Genomic DNA, 19042 nt, shown 5'->3' on the forward strand with positions numbered 1-19042 from the left:
CGCCAGTAGTTGCTCGACTTGGCAAACCGATGGTCAACCACTGGTCAAGAAACACATTAACCCTGCAAAGTTGTTTGCAGGGTTAACTTAGCGTTTCGAGCTGAAGAGAGCCTGAAAAGCGCAGACGGGTTGGCTTGAACCAGCCCTTGACCTCAGGGGTTTGTGGGGTCAGGGCGTCACGCGTGACGTCAGTGCTCGGCGAGGCGCTTGGCGTCGCGGGCCAGCGCGGTGAGGCGGGAGATCGCGCGGAAGTACTTCTTGCGGTAGCCGCCGTTCAGCATCTCCTCGCTGAACAACCGGTCGAACGGCATCCCCGAGGCGAGCACGGGCACCTCCCGGTCGTACAGCCGGTCGGCGAGCACCACGAGCCGCAGCGCGGTCGACTGGTCCGGGACCGGCCGCACATCGGTCAGACAGACCGCCTTCAGGTTGTCCGTCAGCGCGCCGTACCGGCTGGGGTGGACCCGTGCGAGATGGTCCAGCAGCTGCGGGAAGTCGTCGAGCGAGGCGCCCTCGGTGGCGTACGCCGCCTTGGTGACCTCCTCGTCGGAGTACGGCGCCGGGGCCGCGGGCAGACCGCGGTGGCGGTAGTCCTCGCCGTCGATGCGCAGGGCGCGGAAGTGAGCCGACAGGCCCTGGATCTCGCGCAGGAAGTCGGCCGCCGCGAAGCGGCCCTCGCCGAGCTTGCCCGGCAGCGTGTTCGAGGTGGCGGCCAGTGCCACGCCCGCGTCCACGAGCTTGCCGAGCAGCGTCGACACGAGCACCGTGTCGCCCGGGTCGTCCAGCTCGAACTCGTCGATGCACAGGAGGCGGTGCCCCGAGAGGGTCCGCACCGTCTGCTGGAAGCCCAGGGCGCCGACCAGGTTGGTCAGCTCCACGAAGGTGCCGAAGGCCTTGAGCGCCGGCTCGGCCGGGGTCGCGTGCCAGAGCGAGGCCAGCAGGTGGGTCTTGCCGACGCCGTATCCGCCGTCCAGGTAGACGCCGCGCGGGCCCGTCGGGGTCTTCTTGGAGGCCTTGCCGAAGCCGAACAGACGGCGCTTTCCGGCCGCCCCGCTCGCGTGCGCGCCGTCCAGGCCCGCCGCGAAGCCGTTCAGGACCCGGACCGCCTCGGTCTGGCTGGGCTGGTTCGGGTCCGGTATGTATGTGTCGAAGCGGACCGCGTCGAACCGGGGCGGCGGCACCATCTCCGCGACCAGCCGGTCGGCGGGGACATGCGGCTCACGCGCGCACAGGGACAGCGGGGCCGCGTCGGGTATGCGATCGGTACCGGACACGGCGGTGGAGGACGACGACACGGTTACCGAGTCTAAAGGCCGTGCCAGACTGCACGACATGCGACGCCTGTTCCCTGTGACCGAAGAGACAGCGGCCCGGACGACGGATGAGGCCCGGACGACCGGTGAGGCCCGGACGGCGGAGGGGTCCCGGACGACCGGTGAGACGGGCGAGGCGGGTGGTGCGGAGTGGAGTCTCGACGAGCTGGCGGCGGCGTACGCCTACCCCGAGCTGCCGGAGGGCGGGGGCGCGGTCTGGCTGCGGGCCAACATGGTCTCCACGCTCGACGGGGCGGCCCAGCACGACGGGCGCTCGCAGCCGATCTCCAGCGAGGCCGACATGCGGATCTTCGGCACCTTGCGGGGGCTCGCGGATGTCGTGGTCGTCGGCGCGGAAACGGTGCGCCAGGAGGGGTACCGTCCGGCACGCGCGCGTGAGGCGTTCGCCGAGGCGCGGCGGGCGGCCGGACAGGGACCCGCGCCCGCCGTGGCGGTGGTGACCGCGAGCCTGGACCTGGACTTCTCGCTGCCGCTGTTCACCTCGCCGTTGGTGCCCACGCTGGTGCTGACCGGCGCCGCCGCCGCGCCCGACCGGGTCGCCGCCGCCGAGAAGGCGGGCGCCCAGGTGGTGATCGCCGGGGACGGCATGGGCGTCGACCCCGCGCGCGCCGTACGGGCCCTCGCCGACCGAGGGCTGACCCGGCTGCTCACCGAGGGCGGCCCCCGGCTGCTGGGCCAGTTCGTGGCGGCCGACGTCCTCGACGAGCTGTGTCTGACGGTGTCGCCGATGCTCACGGCGGGGGACGCCCAGCGGATCGCCGGTGGGCCCTCGGTGCCGGTCCCCAAGCGCTTCCGACTGGTGTCGCTGCTGGAGGAGGCCGGGTTTCTGTTCGGTCGTTACCGTCGTACGTGAGAGCGGAGGGAGTCTCCCGCTCCGTTTGGCTTTCGCCGGGCACACTAGAACCCTGAGGAGTGAGGGTCCGCGGGGCCCTCCTGGGAGAAGGGCGCCTGTGGTGTCGTTCACGAGCGTTTTGATGATCGAGAAGGCCCTGACGTCCGCGGACGTGGAGTTCGTCACCACCCTGCACGGCGACGAGCCGACCTCCTTCCACGTGCTGCTCCAGCCTCGCGGCAACCAGGCCGACCGGCTGCTCCGGGCCATCGACGACCTCGCCCTCGGCGAGCTGGACGAAGCCGTGCGGGAGGGGGAGGTGCCGGAGGGGGCCGAGGCCAGGGAGGTCGGGGAGCGGGCCCTGGAGGTGTCTCTGCAGGCGTTGCGGGGGGCTGGGAGCGAGGCGGAGGGGCGGTTGATCGAGGATCATCCGCTGGACGCGTTGAAGTCGCTGGTGGAGGAGGTCCGGGCCGATGAGGTGTTGGTGCTGACCGATCCCCACTACGTGGAGGAGTTCTTCCATCGGGACTGGGCGTCTCGGGCTCGGCACAAGGTGGGGGTGCCGGTTTTGAAGCTGTTCTCGCACGCACGGGCTTAGGGCGGTGGGGCGCCGTTGGGGCGCGGCCCTCGGCCGGTGGCTGCATGGGGCCCCGTACACAGGCAATAGGCTGGGTCTGCGCCTCCTCGTGAGGTGTGGATCGTCCTCGTACCGTCACTTGGGAGAACACGCATGGCACCCGGCCTTCCTGTCGCCATGGAGCGACCGCACTTCGTAGGGATCGGCGGGGCCGGGATGTCCGGGATCGCGAAGATTCTGGCGCAGCGTGGGGCGAAGGTGGCGGGGAGCGACGCCAAGGAGTCGGAGACGGCCGAGGCGTTGCGGGCGCTGGGGGCCACGGTGCACATCGGGCACGCTGCCGAGCACCTCGCCGACGACGCGACCTGTGTCGTCGTGTCCTCGGCCATCCGCGCCGACAATCCCGAGCTGGCCCGCGCCGCCGAGCTGAACATCCCCGTCGTCCACCGTTCGGACGCGCTCGCCCGGCTGATGGACGGGCTGCGGCCGATCGCCGTCGCCGGTACGCACGGCAAGACCACCACCACCTCCATGCTCGCCGTGTCCCTGCGCGAGCTGGGCCTGAACCCGTCGTACGCCATCGGCGGCGACCTCGACGCCCCCGGCTCGAACGCCCTGCACGGCGACGGCGAGATCTTCGTCGCCGAGGCGGACGAAAGCGACCGCAGCTTCCACAAGTACGCCCCCGAGGTCGCCATCGTCCTCAACGTCGAGCTGGACCACCACGCCAACTACGCCTCCATGGACGAGATCTACGAGTCCTTCGAGACGTTCGTGGGGAAGATCGTCCCCGGTGGCACGCTGGTGATCTCCACCGACCATGAGGGCGCGCGTGAGCTGACGCGTCGTGTCGAAAGCGGCGAAGGGATCCGTGTCGTCACGTACGGCGAGAGCGAGGACGCCGATGTGCGGGTGCTGTCGGTCGTCGCTCAGGGGCTGAAGAGCCAGGTCACCGTGGTGCTGGACGGGCGGGAGATCACCTTCGCCGTGTCCGTGCCCGGTCGGCACTACGCGCACAACGCGGTCGCCGCGCTGGCCGCCGGCGTCGCGCTCGGCGTGCCGGCGGGCGAGTTGGCGCCCGCGCTGGCCGCGTACACCGGCGTGAAGCGGCGGCTGCAGCTCAAGGGCGAGGCGGCGGGCGTACAGGTCATCGACTCGTACGCGCATCACCCGACCGAGATGACGGCCGACCTGGAGGCGATGCGGGCCGCGGCCGGTGACGCGCGCATCCTGGTGGTCTTCCAGCCGCATCTCTTCTCCCGCACACAGGAGCTGGGCACCGAGATGGGGCAGTCCCTGGCGCCGGCCGACGCCTCCGTCGTCCTCGACATCTACCCGGCGCGTGAGGACCCGATCCCGGGGGTGACCAGCGAGCTGATCATCGACGCCGCCCGGGACGCCGGCGCGGACGTCACGGCCGTCCACGACAAGGCCGAGGTGCCCGCCGTGATCGCGGGAATGGCGAAGCCGGGCGATCTCGTTCTCACCATGGGCGCGGGTGATGTGACGGACCTGGGCCCGAAGATCCTGGACCGTCTTTCGAGCTGAGGGGCTGAGGCTCATGTCGTACGACGTCGAGAAGCCGGACGAGCAGTGGCGCGCGGAGCTGACCCCGGCCGAGTACGCGGTGCTGCGCCAGGCCGGTACGGAGCCCGCCTTCACCGGTGAGTACACCGACACCAAGACCAAGGGTGTCTACTCCTGCCGTGCCTGCGGTGCCGAACTCTTCACCTCCGACACCAAGTTCGAGTCGCACTGCGGCTGGCCGTCCTTCTACGACCCGAAGGACAGCGACGCGGTCGAGCTGCTGGAGGACCGGTCGCACGGGATGGTGCGCATCGAGGTCCGGTGCGCCCGGTGCGGGTCGCATCTCGGGCATGTCTTCGAGGGGGAGGGCTATCCCACCCCCACCGACCAGCGGTACTGCATCAACAGCATCTCGCTGCGGCTGACCGCCGACGAGGGCTGACCGCCGACGGGGCCGACCGCCGAGAGAGTGGCCGCCGCCGGGAGCCGACTGCTGACACGGGCCGAGTGCTGACACGGGCCGAGTGCTGACGAGGGGTCACCTGCCGCTTTCCCTACGGGAGCTGCCGGGGTTGACTACGTGGCTACTGTTTGAGAACGGCAGCAGCAGAACGGTGATCGAATCACCGGCAGGGCGGCCTCTTCGGAGCAGGGAGTCGGAGTTCGCGGTGTTGACGGGGCAGACCGAGCGGAAGATGAAGCGGCTGAGCGCCCAACTGGTCACCGGCCTGGCCCGGACGACACCCCGCGACGACGATGACGGGATCTTCGACCCGCTGTGCCGTGTGCTCGGCGGACTGCGGGGCCGTCCGGTCGTGCTGAAGTGGACGCGGTTCCCGCCCGACACGGCCAGTGGGGTCTGGGTGGAGCTGCCCGAGATGGACCTGCTGGCCATCCGTGACGACACCGCCGATGTCGAACACGCCCTGGTGATCTGGGGACATGAGGTCTGGCACATGATGGAGGGCCACTGCGCGGCCCACACCCCGGTGGGGTCGGCGGCGGCGCGTTCCCGTTCGGCGCGGGGCGCCGCCGTCGAGCAGGTGGTCGGTGCGCTGCTGGCCGTGCCCGACGCCCGGCTGGGCGGGGTGCCCGGCGGCGACCTCAAGTACGCGACCCGCACCGACTTCCACGCCGCCCAGGAGGCGGAGGCGGAGCGGTTCGGGCTGGAGTTCGCCACCGAGATGCGCGCCTATCTGCGGCGCCCGGACCTCCTCCAGGTCACCGGGCGCATAGAGAAGTCGCTCGGCCAGGGCCCGTGGGCCTGACGTGAACGGACTGGTCTACTACGTGTCGGCCGCGGTCCTGTGGACCGGATTCGCGGCCCAGCTCCCCGACCTCTGGCACAACTGGCGCGACCCGCTCAAACGTGCCTTCTGTGCCGTGATCTTCCTCGCCGGTCTGTGCTTCGCCCTCGGCGCCCCGCCCACCGTCGGCTTCCTCAACGACGCCATCGGGGTGCCCAACGCCGCGGCCTGCCTCATCTACGGGGCCGTGAACGCCTTCTCCGCCGCGTCCCTCGTCCTGATCGTCCACTGGCGCGGCGCCGACACCCCGGAGCGGGTGCGGCGCGTCTCCCGCAGCTGGCTGATCACATACGCCGTGATCATCGTGGCGCAGAGCGTCCTCTTCGCCGCCGGGGACGCCCCCGTCGAGCGACGCACGGACTTCGACACCTACTACGCCACCACGCCGTTCGTCCGCGAGATGATCGTCCTCTATCTGCTGGCCCATATGGCGGCGGCCGTCACCACCACGGTCCTGTGCTGGCGCTGGACCCTCCAGATCAGCGGCTGGACACGACGGGCGCTGGCCGTGCTCGCCCTCGGCTGGCTGTGCACCAGTGCGTACGGCGTCGTCAAGATGGTCGCCGTCGCGGCCCGTTGGAGCGGGCACCCGTGGGATCCGCTGAGCACCCGGCTCGCCCCGATGCTGGTCACCGTCGGGGCCGTCCTCACCGCGGCCGGCTACATCGTGCCGCTGCTCGGGCCGCGCGTCGACAGCCTCGTCGCCTTCCTCCGGCTCGGCCCGCTCTTCCGGCTCGTCGGCTCCCGGAGCAAGCGGCGAACGGTGCTGTCGTGGCGTTCCCTCGGCGATGTCGAGCTGCGGCTGACCCACCGTACGACGGCCATCCGGGACGGTCTCAAGGACGTGTCCGTCCACTTCGACGAGGCGGTCCGGGAGCGCGCCTACCGGCAGGCGCTCTCCGTCGGCTCCAGCAGGAGTGAGGCCGAGGCCATCGGCGACGCCGCCATGGTGGCCGTCGCCGCGCTCTCCGGCACCCGGCACCGGGCACCGCGCCTCGACCAGGCGGTCCTCGACGGCGTCGCCCTCGACGCCATCGCCGGATTCACCGGCGGCAGCGGTCGTGTGTCCACCACCGGCCGCGTGGCCCGGCAGCAGCCCCTCGACACCGGCCAGCCCTCCCTGATCCGGATGTCCCGCGCGGTACGCGCCGTCATCGTCGAGGGCGCGGTGCGCGCCGAGCGGGCGCAGGGCCGGTAGGCGTGGAGCAGGGCTGGAGGCGGTGTCGCAGGGCGATGGGCGCGGCGTGGAGTCCATGGGCGCGAATGGGCCAAGATCCGGTGGAGACGAGCGGGCGCCGAGCATGTAGTCGCACGTGGGCCCGGAGGCGTGGGACGGGTTCAGGCCAGGACCCGTCGGCGTCGACGCCGACGGGCCTGACGGGAGCCGCTCCGAGGCGTCAACCACGGTAGCCTTGCGGCCAGTTGATGGGGACACGCAGAGAACGAGGAGTCCGCTGGAGGCTGTGCGCGCCCGATGAGCGACTGCGTCTTCTACCTCTCCGGCGGCCTGCTGCTCCTGGCGTGCGCGTTGAAACTGCCGGCCCTGATCCAGGCCGGAGGCCGGGACTGGCTGCTCACCTCGATCTGCGCGCTGCTCCTCGGCGGCGGTGGCGTCCTCCTGCTCGCGGCCGAGGAGGCGATCATCACCCTCCGCCAGGTCACGGGCGTCACCAACCTCGCCGCCCCGCTGATCTACATCCTGCTGACCGCCTTCTCGGGTGCCTCGATCGTGCTCGTCCTGCACTGGCGCGGCGGCCCCGACACGGCGCACACCCGGCGGCTGTCCCGCGTCACCATCGTCGCGTACGGCGTCGTCTGCGCCCTGATCGCCGTCCTGTTCGTCCTCGGGGACACCCCGGTGGAGCGGCGGCGCGACTTCGACACGTACTACGCCACCACCCCGTACATCCGCGAGATGATCGTCCTGTATCTCGCCGCCCACGCCGTGGCGTCGCTCACCGCCAGTCGGCTGTGCTGGCGCTGGTCGCACGATGTGCACGGCACCCTCCGCGTCGGACTGCGGGTCCTCGCGATCGGCTACCTGCTGCACTACGGCGTCTACGACCCCGCCGTGGCCGGTGCCGTGGTGGCGCGCTGGGCCGGGCTGGACTGGGACTTCCTCATCGCCGTCGCGCGTGGCGTGACCGCGCCCAGCGCCGTCCTGGTGGCGGCCGGGTTCATCATCCCGTTGGCCGGGCATCGCGGGGAGGACGCCGTGCGCTACTGGCTTCTCGCCCCGCTGGCCCGGGCCGTGCGGCCGGTCCGGGGAGCCGCCAACCCCCTTCCGGTGCCGCTGTCGTGGCGGTCCGCCATGCGGCTGCGGCTGACCCAACGGCAGACGTACATCGGGGACCGGCTCGTGACCTGCCGCCCCTATTTCGACGCCCGCATACAGCGCGAGGCCCGTGCGGCGGCCCTGGCCCGTGGCGTCACCGGCACCGAGGCGACGGCCATCGCCGACGCGGCCATGATCGTCACGGCGATCGAGCGCCAGGCCCTGGCGGGGGGACCGGACGCGCCCGCCTCCACGGAGCCGGGGCCACCTCCCGACCCGGATGCCCGGGCCACCTTCACCAGCGACCTGGCCGGCATTTCGCGCGCGCTGCGATCGCCGGTCGTCAGGGAGTTGCAGAGCCGGACCCGTGCCGACGCCCACAGCGGCACCTGAGGGCCGGCGGACCTGATGTCGGCCGGCGGAACTCCGACGTCAGCCGGCGGACGGGGCGTCGAGGGACCTGAGGATGTTCCGTTCCCGGGGGGTGAGCGGTGGGCCCGACAGGGGTGGGAGGACGGGGCCGATCAGGGTGGAGGCGAGCAGGGACGGGCGGAGAAGTTTGAGGGCGTCCGCCTGGAGGGTGGTGACCTCGCACATCGCGGAGGAGACCCGGTAGGAGCCGGTGGCGACGCGTGCCATGCGGCCGGTGTAGCCGGACAGCAGGCGGTCCGCGAGCGTGGGCGTCTTGCCGCGGACCCCGGGGAACCACTGGTCCTGGCCCACGGACATCATCCACGCGGCGTTCACCACCTTCCCGGCGGCCCGCTGCACCCGCCGCGCCAGCCCCGGCTCGGTGATCCCGGTTCTGTCCAGCTCCCGCCGCAGCTCGCGCGCGCCGAGGGCGGCCACCGACATGCCCTGACCGTAGACCGGGTTGTACGTGGCGACGGCGTCACCGAGCGCCACCAGCCCCTCGGGCCAGACCTCGGCCTTCTCGAAGTACCGGCGCTCGTTGCGGGTGCTGCGGCTGAGGACCACGTCGCCCAGCGGCTCCGCGTGGGCGATCAGCTCACCGACGATGGGGTGGCGCAGGCCGAGTGCGAAGGGCACGAACTCGTCGGGGGAGGCGGTGGGTTCGCCGCCGCGGGTGCCGGCCACGCTGACCAGCCAGCGGTCACCCTCGATGGGGAGGAGGAGCCCCGACTGCCCGGGTCGGCCGCCCGTCGGGTCCGCGGTGACCTGCGTGGGCGGGAAGGCGTCCGCGCCCTCGGGTACGCGGAAGAGGCGGGTGGCGTAGACGAGTCCGGCGTCGACCACGTCCGTGGGGACGCCGGTGACGCCCAGCTCGGAGAGCCAGTGCTCGATACGGGTACCGCGACCGCTCGCGTCCACGACCAGCTCGGCGCCAAGGCTCTCCTCCTCGCCCTGCCCCTCGACGACACGGACACCGGTGACGCGCTCGGCCGTGCCCAGCAGACCCGTGGCCGAGGCCCGGCGGATCCTGATGCGGGCGGTGCTCGCGAGGACGGCGTCGCGCACGGTCCAGTCCAGCAGGTCACGGCTGCTGATGAGCAGGGGATGGCTCTCGGGATGCCGGGAGCGCCGGAACCAGCCCTGCTGACCCAGCGTCACCAGGCCGGAGGTGAGGCCCCGTTCACGGGCACCGGCGGCCAGCAGCCGCTTGCGCACCCCGCCGCCGGGCACGAGCTCCTCGATGGCGTCACGGCCGCTCGGCAGGAGGATGTGGGCGTGCCGGCCCTGGGGGAGGCCCTTGCGTGGCCGGGGGGAGTCCGGGAGTTCGTCGCGTTCCAGTACGACCACTTCGTCGACGAACCGGGCCAGCGCCGCGGCGGTCAGCATGCCCGCCACACTCGCACCGATCACGACCGCAGTACGCGACATGGAAACCCCCTGCTCTCGGCGGAAGCCTTCACCGTACATTTCACGGAGCCGACCGCAACAGAAGATCAAGACAACTGCGCTGTCAGGGGCGGGAGTTGACCATCCGCCCTGCTCGGTCGTCCACCTGCCCCCGGGCATCCGAGGGCGGGTGGAGGGAGCCGCAGGGGGCGGGTGGCGCACCGGGGGTGCGGGTGCCCGGCGCTCGAACGGGTCGGCTTGTCGCGCGTACCGCGTCGCGGATCAGCGCGGCGACCTCCTTGGGGCGGGCGACGGCGACGGCGTGGGAGGCGCCCTCGACCTCGACGACGGTCGAGCCGGCGCGCTTGGCGCCGAAGCGCTGGACGTCGGGGTTGATGGCCTCGTCGGCGTCGGCGATCAGGGCCCAGGAGGGCTTGGTCTGCCAGGCGGCGGTCGCGGCCGGCTCGGTGAACACCGAGGCCGCCGGCGGACGTTGGGACACGGCGAGGATCTTGGTGACCTCGGCCGGGACGTCGGCGGCGAAGAGGCCCGGGAAGGCCTCCGCCTTGATGGTGACCTCGACGGCGGGCTCGGCGCCCTCGACGGGGTACGTCCGTTCGACGAGGTTGGCGACGAGCGGGGACAGCGGGAAGCGGCCCTGCAGCTCGCCCAGGCTCTCGCCCTCCTCGGGGACGTACGCCGCCACGTAGACCAGCCCGACGACGTTCTCGGCGGCGCCCGCCACGGTGATGAGCGCACCGCCGTAGGAGTGGCCGACGAGGACGACCGGGCCGTCGATCTGGGCGGCGGTGGAGGCCAGGCCGCGCAGCGGGTTCGGTATCGCGAGGACGGGGATGTCCTGGCTCTGCAGCTCCTCGACGACGCCGGACCAGCTGGAGGCGTCGGCGAAGGCGCCGTGCACGAGGAGGACGGTGGGGGTGGTGGGCATGGGTGAGGTCCTTGATCGTCAGGTGAGTACTCGCCATGGCCCGCTCCTCGCAGGCTGCGGGGCGCCGTCCTCTCCCGGTCCGGCACGCTGCCGCGCGGAATCGGCCCCCAACTCCTTGACGCCCGTGGAAAGCGCTTGCCACACTCGCGGCCCGCACCATGAATCGCCTGTCGCAACACCGTCGTCGCGCTGATGTCGTACGGGGCCGAGCCCTTCCAGGTCGTGAACCGTCGGCCGTGGCTCGACCTGGTTGAACCGGGTTCGATGCACCGGAGGTCGAATCGGGTTCGACGCACCGGACGTCGAACCGGGGCCGAATGCACCGGACTTCGAATCGGGTCCGATGAAACCGGAGCCGGAATGGCATCGAGTCGGAGGCGACGGCGGCGTACCACCCCCGGCAGGCGCAGCCACCCCCCACAGGAGAAGCCGAAATGGGACGTCGAGCCGCAGCCCAGCCCGCCACCGAGACGACCGCGACCCGCGCCGCCGCGGTCACGGTCACCACTCCACCCCCCACCGGCCGCCGCAGGCGGGCCCTGGCCACCGCGGCCTGCACCACCGTGCTGCTCACCGGTGCCGCCGCGCTGACCGTCCCCGCGAGCGCGGCTCCGGAACCGTCCGCCGAGTCGACCGTCGAGGCGGTCGCCGCCGCGCCGGCGCAGGTCGCGGCGGCCTGCGGTGAGGGCTCGTACCAGGCGGAGGCCGTGCTGAACGGCAGTACCTGGACGGCCCGGCGGGGCAGCAGCGTCACCTACACCGGCACCGACATGCGGGCCGCGATCCAGGCCGCCGTCAACAGCCTCACCGCCGGCCGCACTTCGAAGGAACGGGTCGTGGTGCGCGGCTCGGGGTCCATCAGCGCCGGGTCCCGGGTCTCGCTGCCCAGCTACACCGTGCTGGACGTGTGCGGCACGATCAACGTCACCGGTACGGGATCGGGTGACCAGGCGCCGGTCTACTCGCGCGGCACCCGGGACATCGAGGTCCAGCACCTCAATCTCACCGGCACCCCGCTCTACGGCGTCTTCCTGCGCAATGTGCAGAACGTCGTTCTCGGCGAGCTCGACATGCGTCTGTCGCGCGGTCTCGGCGTACGGATCGACAACCGGGGCGACACCAGCCAGTGGACGCGCAACGTCAGGATCGGCAACGTGTACGTGTCGGGCGCGAGCAGCCACGCTGTCGAGACGTACGGCGTGGACGGGCTGACCGTCGGCACGGTGACCGCCCGCAACGTCGGCGAGTCCGGGCTGCTGCTCAACCAGACGATCAACGCCACCGTCACCAAGGTCGACGCGGACGGCGCGGGCGTCGGCACCGGTTACGCGGCCTTCCGCATGGCCAACCGCAACGGCCGGGTCGGCAGCTCGTACCCGACCAACATCCGGGTCGGCGAGGTGATCGCGCGCGGCGGCGGACGCGGTGTCTTCTGTGTCTCCGAGAGCGGCGGCGCGGTGATCGACCGGATCAACCTCACCAACACCGGCAACAACGCGATCCTGATCGAGAACTGCTACAACGTGAACCTCGCCGCCCAGAGCGGCACGGTCTCCGGCGGCGGCGAGATCCGTCTCGCGGCCCGCTCGGAGTTCCCCAACAACCGGGACATCACCGTACAGAACCTCACGGTCACCAATTCCTCCCTCAGGGAGAGCCCCTGCGGCGAGAACACGACGTTCCGCAACAACCGCCTGGTGAACAGCACGCAGAGCATCTGCTGACCGACGGGACTCACCAGCCGTCCGGGCCCACCGGACCATCGGACCCACGGGCGCGCCCGTCACCCGCTCACGGGCGCGCCCGTGTCCCGACGTACACACCGACAGGCCCTGCTCAGTGCTCGGTCAGTGCTCCGTCAGTACTTCGTCGGGAACAGCTGGATCTTGGCCTTGCCGCCGGAGACCGACTTCACCCAGATCTTCAGGTTGTTGAACTGGACGGTGCCGCCGGGGCTGGTGCTGCCCTCCATGTAGGTGCCGCTCGTCCTGACCGAGAACTTCACCTTCCTGGAGGAGACGCTGTCGGTCCTGAACTTGCCGAAGCCGAACTTCTTGCTGCTGACACTGATGGTCTTGCCCTTGGTCACGGTGGTCTTGCACCGTCCGTCGTAGCAGGGCCCGCTGGCGGCGTTCGCGGCCGGGGCCATCAGGCCGAGGCCCAGCGTTCCGGCCATGGTCAGCGTCAGGGCGGTGGTCGCGGTCCGCCGGCGCATACCCGTAGTCATCAGTTGGACTCCTGTCCGCAGAGGGATTTACCGCGCGGCATTTCTAACCGCTCCCCTCCGGGACCCCTCCCGAACCAGCGACCCCTTCACGGCCCTCGTCCGCCGGCCGGACGAACCGTTCACCGGCCCCCGACTCCCCGCCCTTCACAAGAGCTCACCGGGGATCTTGACGGCCATGATGTTACCGGTAACACTGCGAAGGTCCCTGCCATGAAGAGGTGGAGTCCCGCGTGCCCGACCTACCGACCGCGCAACAGGTGCGCCACCCCCGAATCACCCCGGACACACGGGTGTTCAGCCCCGCCGCCGTGGTCGCCTCCTGTGTGGGCTTCGTGCTCATCGGCGTCCTCCAGGCTCTCTACGGGCCCGCCATCCCGGCGTTCCGCGAGGAGTTCGCGCTGTCACCGTCGGCCGCCGGACTCGGGCTGAGCGCGCACTTCGTCGGCGGCGTCGCCGGTGTACTGCTCTTCGACCGGCTGTACGGGCGGCTGGGCAACCGGGCCATCCTCGGCACCTCGTACCTGCTGATGGCCCTCGGGGCGGCGGGCTTCGCGCTCGCCCCGAACTGGCCCGTCGGCCTGGCCGCCGCCCTGCTCGCCGGCCTCGGCTTCGGCGGCATCGACTACGGCCTCAACCAGCTCTTCGCCATCGGCTTCGGCCATCGCTCGACCGCGATGCTCAACATCCTCAACGCCCACTTCGGCATCGGCGCGATCCTCGGCCCCGCCCTGATCGCCGCCCTCGGCGCCGAGCACTACCCGGCGGTCTTCCTCGCCTTCGCCGCCGCCAACCTGCCGCTGCTGCTGTTCCTGCGGGGCGTACGCGACCGGGCGCCGCGCCCGGCCGCCGGCCCGTCCGACACCTCCGGCCCGTCCGACACCTCCGGCCCGTCCGACACCTCCGACGCGGCCGGTGCGCCCGGCGTGACCAGCGGATCCGGCGTGACCAGCGCACCCGGCGTGAGGGCCGGCGGTTCGGTCCTCGGTCGCAGTCTGGGCTCGGTGCTCGCCGTGTTCGTCTCGCTCTATGTGCTGCACGTGGGCATCGAGGCCGGCGTCGGCGGCTGGGAACCCACGCATCTGCAGACGGTGGGGTACGGCGCCGGGGCCGCCGCCACCGCGACGTCCGTGTACTGGCTGATGATGACCGTCGGCCGCTTCCTGGTCGCCCCGATCGCCCTGCGTCACTCACCCCGGACGATCATCACCGTGTCGTGCGCGGGCATGACGGTCTGCCTGCTGCTCGCCGTGATCCCCTGGCTCGCCCCGTACGCGTACGCCGGCGTCGGCCTGTTCATCGCGCCGATCTTCCCCACCGGTCTGCCCTGGCTGAACGAGGCCGCCCCTCGGGCCCGCCGGGCCGGAGCGCTGGTCATCGCCGCGTCGATGGTCGGGGGAGTGGCGGCCGGCCCCGCGCTCGGCAAGGCCATCGAGTGGTCCGGCGTCCGTGCGGTGCCGCTGCTGCTGTGCGCGGTCTCGGCACTCTGTCTGCTGGCCACGCTGTGGCTGATCCGGGCCACGCGTTCCAGCGCCACCTCCCTATAGTCCCGTTAGCCTCCTCCTGGCCTCCCCGTCACCCGCACCCCCGAGCCGAAGGTAAACGCCATGCGCACGCCCGCTCTGACCACGTCGTCCGACGGTTTCCTGCTTCACGGTGAGCCGTTCCGGATCATCTCCGGCGCGATGCACTACTTCCGCATCCACCCCGACCTGTGGGCCGACCGGCTGCGCAAGGCCCGGCTGATGGGGCTGAACACCGTGGAGACGTACGTCCCCTGGAACCTCCACCAGCCCGACCCGGACAGCCCGCTCGTCCTCGACGGACTGCTCGACCTGCCCCGCTATCTCTGCCTCGCCCGGGACGAGGGCCTGCACGTACTGCTGCGCCCCGGCCCGTACATCTGCGCCGAATGGGACGGCGGCGGTCTGCCCTCCTGGCTCACCACGGACCCCGACATCCGGCTGCGCTCCAGCGACCCCCGCTTCACGGACGCCCTCGACCGCTACCTCGACATCCTGCTGCCCCCGCTGCTGCCGCACATGGCCGCGAACGGCGGCTCGGTCATCGCCGTGCAGGTGGAGAACGAGTACGGGGCGTACGGCGACGACACCGCGTACCTCAAGCATGTGCACCAGGCGCTGCGCTCACGTGGCATCGAGGAGCTGCTCTTCACCTGCGACCAGGCGGGCTCCGCCCACCACCTGGCCGCCGGAAGCCTGCCCGGTGTCCTGTCCACCGCCACCTTCGGCGGCAGGATCGAGGAGTCCCTGGAGGCGCTGCGGGCCCATCAGCCCGAAGGCCCCCTGATGTGCTCGGAGTTCTGGATCGGCTGGTTCGACCACTGGGGCGAGGAGCACCACGTACGGGACGCCGCCAACGCCGCCGCCGACCTCGACAAGCTCCTGGCCGCGGGCGCCTCCGTCAACATCTACATGTTCCACGGCGGCACCAACTTCGGCTTCACCAACGGCGCCAACCACGACCAGTGCTACGCCCCGATCGTCACCTCCTACGACTACGACGCCGCCCTCACCGAGTCCGGTGACCCCGGCCCGAAGTACCACGCCTTCCGCGAGGTGATCGCCCGCCACGCCCCGGTGCCGGACGAGCCCGCCCCGGCTCCCGCACCCAAGCTGTCGGGAATCGCCGTGGAGTTGACGCGCCGGGCGCCGCTGCTGCCGTACGCGACGAGCACCGGTGGGAACGAGCCGGTCGTACGCACCGAACACCCCGTCACCATGGAGGAGTTGGGGCAGCGCTCCGGGTACGTCCTCTACCGCACCACCTTCCCCGAGGCGGGCGACGGGCTGCTGCACTTCGCCGGCGGTGTCGGCGACCGCGCCCAGGTCTTCGTGGACGGCGCCCCCGTCGGCGTACTGGAACGCGAACGCCACGACGAGACGCTGCCGTTGCGCGTCCCGCAGCCCGGCGCCACGCTGGAGGTGCTGGTCGAGAACATGGGCGGCGTCAACTATGGCCCGCGCATCGGCGCCCCCAAGGGCCTGCTCGGCCCCGTCACCTTCAACGGCACCGCGCTGCTCGGCTGGGACACCCACCGGCTGCCGCTGACCGACCTGTCCGCCGTCCCCTTCGCGCCCGCCGAGGCGACCCCCGTCACCGTGCCGGCCTTCCACCACGGCACCTTCGACGTCGACACCCCCGCCGACACCTTCCTCGCCCTGCCCGGCTGGACCAAGGGCCAGGCCTGGATCAACGGCTTCCACCTCGGCCGCTACTGGAACCGCGGCCCGCAGCGCACCCTGTACGTCCCCGCCCCCGTCCTGCGCCCCGGCGCCAACGACCTGGTCCTGCTGGAACTCAACGCCACCACCAGCCCCCGCGTCGAGTTCACGGACATCCCTGACCTGGGCCCGGTGAAGCCCTGATGGCACCGGTGGGACCCTCGCACCGCATCCGCCTACGGGCACCCTCCGCCCCGCCCCTGCGCGGTCACCTCCCCTTCACGGACGCCCCCGAGGTCGCCGACCCCATCGAGGTCACCAGCCGGTGGCTGACCCGGGGCGGTCGCCCCTGGTTCCCGGTCTCCGGCGAGTTCCACTACAGCCGCTACCCGGCCGGGCAGTGGGAGGAGGAACTGCTGAAGATGAAGGCGGGCGGGGTGACGGTCGTCGCCTCGTACGTCATCTGGATCCACCACGAGGAGACCGAGGGCGACCTCCGCTTCGACGGCGACCGTGACCTGCGTCGCTTCGCCGAACTCTGTGCCCGCCACGGCCTGGACTTCATCCCCCGCATCGGCCCCTGGGTCCACGCCGAGGTCCGGGGCGGCGGCCTGCCCGACTGGGTCCTGGCCCGCGCCGACGCGCCCCGCACCGACGATCCGGCCTATCTGGCTCCGGTACGCCGCTGGTACGGGGCCGTCGCCGAGCGACTCCAGGGCCTTGGCCGGTCCCACGGCGGCCCGATCGTCGCCATCCAGATCGAGAACGAGCTGTACGACCAGCCCGGCCATCTCCTCACCCTGAAACGGATCGCCCAGGAGGCCGGGCTCGCCGCCCCGCTGTGGACGTCGACCGCCTGGGGCGGCGTCCGACTGCCCGCCGACGAACTGCTGCCGCTGTACGGCGGCTACACCGAGGCCTTCTGGACCGAGGCGGACGGCGGCTGGCCCGACACCTGCCGCAAGCACTTCTTCTTCACCCACCAGCGCGACGACGAGGGCATCGGCGCGGACCTCCGCCCCACCGCCGTACGCGGTGGTGACCCGGCGGCGTTGGTGGCCCGCTTCCCCTGGGCCACCTGCGAGTTGGGCGGCGGCATGGCCGTCGCCTACCACCGCCGCCCGCGCGTCGACGCCGCCGACATCGGCGCCCTCGGCCTCACCAAGCTCGGCTGCGGCTCGGTCTGGCAGGGCTACTACATGTTCCACGGCGGCACGAACCCGATGGGCCGCCTGAATCCCCTCCAGGAATCCCACGCCACCGGCTACCCCAACGACCTCCCCCGCCTCACCTATGACTTCCAGGCCCCCCTCGGTGAGTACGGCCAGTACCGCCCCTCCTACGACGAACTCCGCCTCCAGCATCTCCTGTTGGCCGACTTCGGGCACCTGATCGCCCCCATGGAGTCGGTACTCCCCGACCACCGGCCGACCGGGCAGGACGACCGCGAGACGCTGAGGTGGGCGGTACGCGGTGACGGAAGCTCGGGTTTCCTCTTCGTCAACAACCACCAGCCGCACGAGCCGCTGCCGGATCACCCGGGCGTGTCCTTCACGGTCGAGTTCCCGGAGGCGGGGGAGCTGACGGTGCCGAGTGCCGCGGTGACGGTTCCTCGGGGCGCGTATTTCTGCTGGCCGCTGAGGCTCGAGGTGGCTGGGCTGCGGTTGGAGTGGGCTACGGCTCAGGTCGTCTGCCTGGTGGGGGAGGGGGATGACGGGAGAGACGGTGGCGGTGCCGGAGGCGGTCGTACGGTTCTGGTGCTGGCCGCCGTCGACGGGATCGCCCCCGAACTCGCCCTGGACGCCCGGACGGTGAGGGCCGTCGGGGTGCCTTCCGACGAGGTCGAGGTCACAACCGTGGGGGAGCGGGTCCTCGTCACGGGGCTGCGCCCCGGCACGGACGCTCTCGTCGAGGTGGACACCGCCGACGGCGGCCGGGTCGGCCTCCTGGTCCTGGACGCGGCGACGGCTCGTACGGCCTATCGGGGGCCCGCGTGGGGTGCCGAGCGGCTGATTCTGGCCGAGGGCGGGGTCGTGTTCGACGAGCACGCGGGGGAGGTACGGCTGCACGGCCCCGCCCCCGAGCCGTCGTTCGCGGTGTGGCCCGCGCCGGAGCGGGTGCCGGTGGTGGCCGGGGGGAGTGTGAAGGAGACGGCGGACGGAGTGTTCACCCGCTACTCGGTCATGGCGCCGGGGGCGGACCCGGACGCGACGGCGGAGGTGGGCGTCGGGGCCGGTGCCGAGCCCGGCACCCTCCCCCTCTCCTTGGTCCGCCCAGCGGGTTCGGCGCCGCCGACCGCGACGGGTGTGCTCGGGCGGGCGAGCGTCCCGGCGGACGAGTACTTCGACGCCGTGGCCGCCGAGTACCACGTGGACCTGCCCTCCGATACGCCGCCCGGCACCCTGCTCCGCATCCACTGGACGGGAGACGTCGCCCGTGCCCATGTGGGGGAGCGCCTCGTCGCCGATCAGTTCTACTCGGGGCAGGTCTGGGACATCGCCCTGGACCGGCTGCCGACGGGGGCCGCGCGGGCGGACGGGCTCCGGGTGAAGGTGCTGCCGCTGGCGGAGGGGGCGCCGGTGTATGTGCCGGGACGGGAAGCCGGTTCAGGCATACCGGCGCGCATCGACCGGGTGGAGCGGATCACCGTCCACACCTGGAGGACCCGAGCGGGCTGACCGCTCAGGGTTTCCCGCCCCCGTCACCCCCGTCGCCCCCGTCGCCCTCAGGCCCTTCCTCCGGAGACCGTCTCAGTGGGCGTCGTAGATTCCCTGGTAGTGGCCCAGTGCCGTCTCGCGGATCTTCTCATCGCTCCAGTGGGTGAAGCGGTCGGGTGCCAGCCGCTCCGGCGCGACGAGGAGGTCGCCGGTGTCCAAAAGCATGTTCGCGAGCTGTCGGCCGACACCTCCGGCGTGAGTCACCCAGGACGCTTCCGCGAACCAGAGACCGGGCAGTGCGGCGGAGGGGCCGACGAGCGGGAGTTCATCGGGGGTCATGGCGAACACCCCGTTGAGCCGCCGGCCCAGGGCCGC

Annotated in this window: 15 protein-coding genes and 1 pseudogene; 11 read left to right on the forward strand and 5 right to left on the reverse strand. The window is 71.7% G+C overall.

Annotated elements, in window-relative coordinates; all coding sequences use genetic code 11:
• Window positions 1–188: 188 nt before the first annotated feature.
• Window positions 189–1334, reverse strand: coding sequence for a cell division protein ZapE (zapE, locus tag STRIP9103_RS21850; protein ID WP_048820724.1), 1146 nt, complete (start codon window positions 1332–1334; stop codon window positions 189–191).
• Here zapE and STRIP9103_RS21855 point away from each other — a divergent pair.
• The 7 genes from STRIP9103_RS21855 (at window position 1333) to STRIP9103_RS21885 (ending at window position 8245) form a co-directional block, all read left to right on the forward strand.
• A complete protein-coding gene (locus STRIP9103_RS21855) occupies window positions 1333–2187 on the forward strand; it encodes a pyrimidine reductase family protein (RefSeq protein ID WP_181800124.1) in 855 nt (284 codons plus the stop codon). The two genes, zapE and STRIP9103_RS21855, sit on opposite strands and share 2 nt — an antisense overlap.
• Window positions 2188–2308: 121 nt before the next feature.
• A complete protein-coding gene (locus STRIP9103_RS21860; protein WP_048820731.1) occupies window positions 2309–2764 on the forward strand; it encodes a hypothetical protein in 456 nt (151 codons plus the stop codon).
• Window positions 2765–2896: 132 nt separating this feature from the next.
• The gene (gene murC / locus STRIP9103_RS21865; RefSeq protein WP_078614001.1) at window positions 2897–4291 is read left to right on the forward strand and encodes a UDP-N-acetylmuramate--L-alanine ligase; all 1395 of its coding nucleotides are present in this window, start codon (window positions 2897–2899) and stop codon (window positions 4289–4291) included.
• A gap of 13 nt (window positions 4292–4304) precedes the next feature.
• Window positions 4305–4712 (forward strand): peptide-methionine (R)-S-oxide reductase MsrB, encoded by a 408-nt coding sequence (msrB, locus tag STRIP9103_RS21870; protein ID WP_009317882.1) that lies wholly within the window; start codon window positions 4305–4307, stop codon window positions 4710–4712.
• Between the two features lie 226 nt (window positions 4713–4938).
• Complete coding sequence (locus tag STRIP9103_RS21875; protein ID WP_009317894.1) at window positions 4939–5538, forward strand: hypothetical protein; 600 nt, start codon at window positions 4939–4941, stop codon at window positions 5536–5538.
• Between the two features lies 1 nt (window position 5539).
• The gene (locus tag STRIP9103_RS21880) at window positions 5540–6775 is read left to right on the forward strand and encodes an MAB_1171c family putative transporter (protein WP_048820726.1); all 1236 of its coding nucleotides are present in this window, start codon (window positions 5540–5542) and stop codon (window positions 6773–6775) included.
• A gap of 276 nt (window positions 6776–7051) precedes the next feature.
• A complete protein-coding gene (locus STRIP9103_RS21885) occupies window positions 7052–8245 on the forward strand; it encodes a DUF6545 domain-containing protein (protein WP_009317869.1) in 1194 nt (397 codons plus the stop codon).
• 39 nt (window positions 8246–8284) lie between these two features.
• Here the strand turns inward: STRIP9103_RS21885 and STRIP9103_RS21890 are convergent, their stop codons facing one another.
• Window positions 8285–9694 (reverse strand): FAD-dependent oxidoreductase, encoded by a 1410-nt coding sequence (locus tag STRIP9103_RS21890; protein WP_009317892.1) that lies wholly within the window; start codon window positions 9692–9694, stop codon window positions 8285–8287.
• An 82-nt stretch (window positions 9695–9776) separates the two neighbouring features.
• The gene (locus tag STRIP9103_RS21895) at window positions 9777–10601 is read right to left on the reverse strand and encodes an alpha/beta fold hydrolase (protein ID WP_009317908.1); all 825 of its coding nucleotides are present in this window, start codon (window positions 10599–10601) and stop codon (window positions 9777–9779) included.
• 434 nt (window positions 10602–11035) lie between these two features.
• On the opposite strand from STRIP9103_RS21895, the gene STRIP9103_RS21900 reads away from it, so the two are divergent.
• Window positions 11036–12325, forward strand: a complete 1290-nt coding sequence (locus STRIP9103_RS21900; protein ID WP_009317911.1) for a hypothetical protein — start codon at window positions 11036–11038, stop codon at window positions 12323–12325.
• Between the two features lie 134 nt (window positions 12326–12459).
• Here STRIP9103_RS21900 and STRIP9103_RS21905 read toward each other — a convergent pair whose 3' ends face one another.
• Window positions 12460–12828, reverse strand: coding sequence for a hypothetical protein (locus tag STRIP9103_RS21905; RefSeq protein ID WP_009317910.1), 369 nt, complete (start codon window positions 12826–12828; stop codon window positions 12460–12462).
• A gap of 230 nt (window positions 12829–13058) precedes the next feature.
• Between STRIP9103_RS21905 and STRIP9103_RS21910 the strand changes: the two genes are divergently transcribed.
• Genes STRIP9103_RS21910 through STRIP9103_RS21920 form a run of 3 tightly spaced genes read left to right on the forward strand, consistent with a single transcriptional unit; the run spans window position 13059 to window position 18688 of the window.
• Window positions 13059–14372 carry an MFS transporter gene (locus STRIP9103_RS21910; RefSeq protein WP_408995656.1) on the forward strand — a complete coding sequence of 438 codons (1314 nt, stop codon included), beginning with the start codon at window positions 13059–13061 and terminating at the stop codon, window positions 14370–14372.
• Window positions 14373–14432: 60 nt separating this feature from the next.
• Window positions 14433–16214 carry a glycoside hydrolase family 35 protein gene (locus tag STRIP9103_RS21915; RefSeq protein WP_009317890.1) on the forward strand — a complete coding sequence of 594 codons (1782 nt, stop codon included), beginning with the start codon at window positions 14433–14435 and terminating at the stop codon, window positions 16212–16214.
• Window positions 16214–18688, forward strand: a complete 2475-nt coding sequence (locus STRIP9103_RS21920) for a beta-galactosidase (protein ID WP_009317902.1) — start codon at window positions 16214–16216, stop codon at window positions 18686–18688. Before STRIP9103_RS21915 ends, STRIP9103_RS21920 begins: the two co-directional genes overlap by 1 nt.
• A 72-nt stretch (window positions 18689–18760) precedes the next feature.
• Here STRIP9103_RS21920 and STRIP9103_RS21925 read toward each other — a convergent pair.
• Window positions 18761–19042 (reverse strand): annotated as a pseudogene (locus tag STRIP9103_RS21925) (FAD-binding oxidoreductase); the annotation flags it as partial.

It is taken from the genome of Streptomyces ipomoeae 91-03, assembly GCF_000317595.1.
GTDB classification, from domain to species: domain Bacteria; phylum Actinomycetota; class Actinomycetes; order Streptomycetales; family Streptomycetaceae; genus Streptomyces; species Streptomyces ipomoeae.